Source organism: Sulfitobacter sp. R18_1 (genome assembly GCF_017743915.1).
In the GTDB taxonomy this organism is placed as follows: Bacteria; Pseudomonadota; Alphaproteobacteria; order Rhodobacterales; family Rhodobacteraceae; genus Sulfitobacter; species Sulfitobacter faviae.
Window position 1 is genome coordinate 1 of record NZ_JAGHRG010000026.1, and the last position, 6,055, is coordinate 6,055.

Annotated in this window: 3 protein-coding genes and 3 pseudogenes; 2 read left to right on the forward strand and 4 right to left on the reverse strand. The window is 54.1% G+C overall.

What is annotated here, in order from left to right; genetic code table 11:
* Window positions 1-15: 15 nt before the first annotated feature.
* Window positions 16-1,200 (forward strand): annotated as a pseudogene (locus J7392_RS23935) (IS66 family transposase).
* Between the two features lie 26 nt (window positions 1,201-1,226).
* Window positions 1,227-1,541: pseudogene (locus tag J7392_RS23940) on the forward strand (IS5/IS1182 family transposase); the annotation flags it as partial.
* 57 nt (window positions 1,542-1,598) lie between these two features.
* Here the strand turns inward: J7392_RS23940 and J7392_RS23945 are convergent.
* From J7392_RS23945 to J7392_RS23965, 4 genes and pseudogenes are all read right to left on the reverse strand, one after another.
* Window positions 1,599-3,512 (reverse strand): nucleoside-diphosphate sugar epimerase/dehydratase, encoded by a 1,914-nt coding sequence (locus J7392_RS23945; RefSeq protein WP_247744758.1) that lies wholly within the window; start codon window positions 3,510-3,512, stop codon window positions 1,599-1,601.
* 453 nt (window positions 3,513-3,965) lie between these two features.
* Window positions 3,966-4,151, reverse strand: a complete 186-nt coding sequence (locus J7392_RS23950; RefSeq protein WP_209219835.1) for a hypothetical protein — start codon at window positions 4,149-4,151, stop codon at window positions 3,966-3,968.
* 306 nt (window positions 4,152-4,457) lie between these two features.
* Window positions 4,458-4,726 (reverse strand): annotated as a pseudogene (locus J7392_RS23960) (IS66 family transposase zinc-finger binding domain-containing protein); the annotation flags it as partial.
* Window positions 4,727-4,778: 52 nt separating this feature from the next.
* Window positions 4,779-5,993 carry an IS256 family transposase gene (locus J7392_RS23965; RefSeq protein WP_209219836.1) on the reverse strand — a complete coding sequence of 405 codons (1,215 nt, stop codon included), beginning with the start codon at window positions 5,991-5,993 and terminating at the stop codon, window positions 4,779-4,781.
* Window positions 5,994-6,055: the final 62 nt, after the last annotated feature.

Below are 6,055 nucleotides of genomic sequence, written 5' to 3' on the forward strand. Positions count from 1 at the left end.
GGCGATCTGCGCGTGGTGGGCGAGGATGTCAGCGAACTGCTCGACATGATCGCCGCCCAGATGAAGGTGATCCAGATCGCTCGGATCAAGAAATCCTGTCAGCGCTGCGAGCGGATGGTGCAAGAACCTGCACCCAGCCGTCCGATCCCGGGCAGCATGGCCGGGCCGAACCTCCTGGCGCATGTGCTGATCTCGAAGTTCGACGACCATCTTCCTCTTTACCGTCAGCATGAAATCTTCGAGCGTATGGGGGCCGACATCCCCGAAAGCACACTTGTGGGCTGGTGCGGCCGCGCCATGAAGACACTATCGCCGCTGATCGGGCGGACATTCTGAGTAGCGACCTTCTGCATGCGGACGATACCCCGATCCGGGTATTGGACCGCTCCAGAAGAGACAAAGGATTGGGGAAAGGGCCGGGTCTGGGCCTACGTGCGTGACCAGCGCCCGTGGGCAGGAGCCGCCCCACCTGGCGCTGTCTACCGGTTTGCGCCCAACTGGAAAGAAGAGCACGTTCTAGGTCATCTGGCCGCTGCCCGCGGCGTTCTGCAAGCAGACGGCTACAAGGGGTATGCCAAGCTCGACGAACCCCAGTCTAACGGCCCACCACGTTTGCGCGAGGCGGCCTTTTGGGCGCACCTGCGGCGAGACTTCCACGACTTTTGGACCTCAACCAAGTCCGAGATCGCGCATGAGGCGCTCGACCGGATCGGTGAATTTTATGGTATTGAGCGTGACATTAACGGCCAGTCCGCAGAGGTCCGCCTTGCGGCCCGTCAAAGGCTGAGCCGACCAAGGGTGGTGGCCTTCTTCGATTGGTCCGAACAGCAACTCCTGCGCATTCCTGGCAAGAACGATCTGGCCAAGGCCTTCCGCTATGGCCTAAGCCGGAGGAATGCCTTCAGCATCTTCTTAACTGACCGTCGAGTGGCCATCGACAACAACCCAGCAGAGCGGGCTCTGCGCCCTATTGGTATTGGGCGAAAGAACTGGCTCTTTGCAGGGGCCGACACAGGTGCGGAAACTTTGGCTCGCGCCATGTCCGTCATCGAAACAGCCAAGCTAAATGGCCTCGATCCACAGGCCTATCTCGCGGACGTTCTCGACCGCATCCACGACCACAAGATCAACAAACTGGATGAGCTGCTGCCGTGGAACTGGAAGGCGCTACACCCTGAAGCAAGCAGTCAGGCCGCATAAACCGCGGTGCCAATGGCTTGGTTACGATTGCTGCCCAGAATGCCTACGCCGTCATACCGCCACGCAAGAACGCAAAGCCGTAGAAACCAACATCCGCCGGAGCCGTTGCCCGGAACGAAGCGGTCAATGCATCGCGATACCTTGGCCGCGCCATCTGGGGACGGTGGAGCGGGTATCACCGACGAAGCCGTGTCGAAACCAAAATGCATTGTGTAAAGTTGATGGGGCAGGGCCTCATGGCTCGGGACTTCGACCGCCAGGTCACAGAAATCCAAATCCGTGTTGCCTTCCTCAAAAAGTACACCGCTCTTGGCATACCTGCTACTGAGCCCATAGGCTAAATCCGTCCGGGGGTAGGGGAAGTTCGGATTGCAACCGATTTATGCAACAAAGCCAGCCTAGGCTGACGACTTCCGTGGGAAGAACTCACCCATCTCAACATGATCATTCTGTCTCCTATTTAGAAATATCAGGTCTGAGATGTTATCGTCTATTGGTGTATACTCCAGCGGCAATTCATGCAGGACGGTAATTACTTCCTGTATGTTGAAAGCAGTGCACGCAAGTTGCAAGCGATCTAGTGCCGACATCAACTCGTCTGAAGAGAGAGACACTTCTGAAGCGGTCAAAATGCGTGGGTGACTGGTCGGAGATGGGTTGTTGCCAAGAAGCAGTTCTTCATAGAGTTTTTCGCCTTTGCGCAGCCCAGCAATACAAATTGGAATATCCCCCCTTTCAGGAGAAATTTGATCGGCTTGCTCGGCTAGGTAGGGCGTTAACCCGTGTAGCTTAACCATGCTGAACGCCAAGTCCAGAATTTTGACTGGTTCGCCCATATCCAAGACAAAGACGTCTCCTCCGCGGCCCATTGCGCCTGCTTGAATTACTAGTTGAGCCGCTTCGGGTATCGTCATGAAATACCGGGTTATGTCCTTGTGCGTGACCGTGATAGGCCCCCCATTCTCGATCTGCGACCTAAATCTGGGGATGACGGACCCCGAAGAGCCTAGAACGTTCCCGAATCGCACCATCGTAAAGACTGTATTTGATCCTTCCGCTGCTTGAGCCTGACAGATTAACTCCGCAATTCGTTTAGTCGCGCCCATGATGTTTGTCGGACGCACAGCCTTATCAGTGGAAATCAGAATAAAATTCTCAACATCGTACTTTTTTGCTGCGAGGGCGATCGCGAGTGTGCCGAATACGTTGTTCCGAACGCCCTCCACGATGTTCTCTTCGACCAACGGGACATGTTTGTAGGCAGCTGCATGATAGATCGTCTCGACCCTAAAGGCTTTGATTGCTGCTTCCAAACGCCGGCTGTTTTGGACCGAGCCAAGAATAGGTATTATCCTCGTAGGAAGCTTCAGACGCTTAGCAGTTGCAGACACCTCCGATTCAATGGTGTATAGGGCAAATTCGGAAGCCTCAAAGAGGACTAAGGTCGATGGCGTCTGGTTCAAGATTTGACGGCAAAGTTCGCTACCAATCGATCCGCCTGCGCCGGAAACCATCACCACCTTTCCAGTGATGTTCTTTCGAAACAGATTGGGGTCCGGCACAACAGGATCACGCCCGAGTAGATCTTCAGCCGACACAGTGCGTAGTTCAGAAATTTTGGCTTTGCCAGTGATGATGTCAGGTATTCCTGGTATTGTTTTGATCTCGACTTGATGGTCTTCGAGACGCTTTACAATAGTTCGACGCCGCGCTCGGCAAATGCTCGGTATTGCCAGCAAAACGACATTTGCGCCGGTTTTCTCAATGAGGTACGGCACGCGATCGGGGGCGTAGACGTTAAGTCCGCCAACGGTCATGTTCTGTAGTTTTGGGTCATCGTCTACGAAAGCCATAGGAGCATATTCTTGGCCGTGGGAAAGGGAACTCACCAGTTGCAACCCCGCGTCGCCAGCACCGTAGATAATAACAGGCTGTTTGCGTAACTGTTTGGGATTCCGAAATAGATTACGAGTAAATAGTCGCAATCCACCGACAGACAAGAATATAAATATCGCAAAGATCAATGGGACAGAGCGAGGCACTAATGCGTCAAACCCAACGCTAGCTGCATACAAAGCGGCTGCAGAGATCACGGCACCTTTGCCGATCTTGAGAAGGGTCTTTTCTGCGATAAACCGGACGAGTGCGCGGTATAGGCCAAGGTGGCGAAAGGCAAACAGCGCTGTTACGGTGGCCGCGGCGAGCGACCACCACAGGTCTATTTGATAAAGAAAGGCTGTGTTTTCGAGCCGTAGCACCATCGCTGAAACAAACGATAGGACGACCAGACAAGCGTCAACTGCTAACTGCAAGACTATTTTCGTTCGCCTGCTCAAACTAGAAAGGTACGATACGTGATTCTGCATTAAAACAACTTCCAAATAATAAACTTGTCGACCGCCGTAGCTAGAAGCAGCTTGAGGTAGGCCGTAACAACAAGAATGTAGCGCCGCCTTTAGGTCTAATCGTCAGCTTGCTAGCCGGGCTGGAGCTTTCCCGGTCATTCCGCTGCTGCGCGACTTTACATCAGATCGGAAAAATTTGACAGATTTTTCAGACTTGGTCCTGACCCCGAGCGAAGCGTATAACTACTGTAAAGTTCTTCACTAGACGCTGATAAACTCAAATGGTGTCCTATGTTTCATAGGGTTCGGCGATGGTGATCTGAATACCTGCAAAGGTATGGAGCAAAACACCTCCCGTCGAAGATCACGCACTGAAGAGGGTTCTCAAGATTTATTCAATTAGTTGACTATTCGGTGAAACTAAGCTGCAGTATTTGTTTCGCAGGTATGAGGTGTCGGACACACTTCAGAAGGGCCTATAGGATTGATAGGCTTGCCGAGGAACTTACGATTGCCAGTGCAAACCATGATATCGCCATCCTCCAAAGCACGCACAAAGGTTCCCTGAACATGGATGTAATTGCTAACAATAACGGTGCGAAGCATGCTGTAGATCCCTAAAATAGTCTCACAGTTCTTTAAACCTTCCTTTGGCTAGACTGCAAGCATAGCTATTAAAGTTTACGCACGGTCTGCTGGTAACCAAGCCATTGGCACCGCGCTTTAGGCGGCCTGACTGCTTGCTTCAGGGCGTCGCGCCTTCCAGTCCCACGGCAGCAGCTCATCCAGTTGGTTGATTTTGTGCTCGTGGATGCGGTCGAGAACGTCCGCGAGATAGGCCTATGGATCGAGGCCATTTAGCTTGGCTGTTTCGATGACGCTCATGGCGCGAGCCAAAGTTACCGCACCTGTGTCGGCCCCCAAAGCTCGAAGATTTCATGCTGACGGTAAAGAGGAAGATGGTCGTCAAACTTCGAGGCCAACACATGCGCCAGGAGGTTCGGCCCGGCCATGCTGCCCGGGATCGGACGGCTGGGCGCAGGTTCTTGTACCATCCGCTCGCAGCGCCGACAGGATTTCTTGATCCGAGCGATCTGGGTCACCTTCATCTGGGCGGCGATCATGTCGAGCAGTTCGCTGACATCCTCGCCCACCACGCGCAGATCGCCCCCACATTCGGGAATGTCATGAGCTTTGTGTATCTGGCCTGGCCCATGCGGGTTTTAGATACAGTCACGCATGGAAGCGATCCTCATACATTATGGCGAAATGATTGCGAGCCGCAAACCATTCTCGAACATTCCGGCCGCCTTTCTCAAAGTTTCGGATCGCCAAGTAGATCAGCTTCGTTGCGGCGTCTTCGGTCGGGAACGATCCCCGCGTCTTGATCGATTTGCGGATTACACGGTTCAAGCTTTCAATTGCGTTGGTGGTGTAGATGATCTTCCGGATGGCGGGATCAAAAGCAAAGAACGGGATCACTTCCTGCCAAGCCCTGCGCCAGGCCGGTGCGATAGAGGCATATTTCCCGGCCCATTTTTCCTCGAAGGCATCCAACTCCAAGCCAGCTTGATCGGCTGTAGGGGCGCTGTAAATCCGCCTTAGATCAGCGGCCACTTCCTTGCGATCTTTCCAGGCACAGAAGTTCAACGAGTGGCGCACGAGATGGACAATGTACGTTTGCACGGCCGTGTCCGGAAAGGCTGCTGTGATGGCATCAGGGAAGCCCTTGAGGCCATCTACGACCGCAATCAGGATGTCTTGCAGCCCACGGTTCTTCAGCTCTGTCATCACCGAGAGCCAAAATTTGGCGCCCTCGTTGTCAGCGATCCAAAGACCAAGAACCTCGCGCACGCCATCCCTGCTGACACCAAGGGCCACGTAGACGGCTTTGTTCTTGACCATGCCGCTATCGGCGTCGCGGACCTTGACCCGTAGAGCGTCAAAAATGACGATGGGATACATCCGGTCCAGCGCCCGGGATTGCCACTCCCGAACCTCATCCAACACCGCATCGGTCACGCGGCTGATCAAGTCTGGCGAGACTTGCAGGCCATAGACGTCCTCAAGATGAGCACGGATATCGCGGACCGTCAGACCGCCGGCGTAAAGCCCGATAATCTTGTCATCCATCCCATCAATGCGGGTCTGTCCCTTCTTCACCAGTTCAGGCTCGAAGCTGCCGTGCCGGTCCCGCGGCACAGCGATAGGCAGTTCGCCGTCTTGCCCCTTCAATCTCTTGGCAAATGACCCATTGCGACGGTTGGTCTGTTCAGGCGGGGCATCCTTGCCGTCTTCATAGCACAGATGTGCCGTCAGCTCAGCACCGAGCATCCGCTCCACCAGCTTGATCTTGAGCTCTTTCATTAGCCCGGCATCGCCAAGCAGGTCTTCAGGCCGCTCGCAGCCCTTCAGTAGTTCGTCCAGCAGTTCCTTGGATATGGTCATCGTCCTTGCTACTCTCAGGAAGCATGGACCAGATCGCAATTACACAGAAGATCGGACACTCT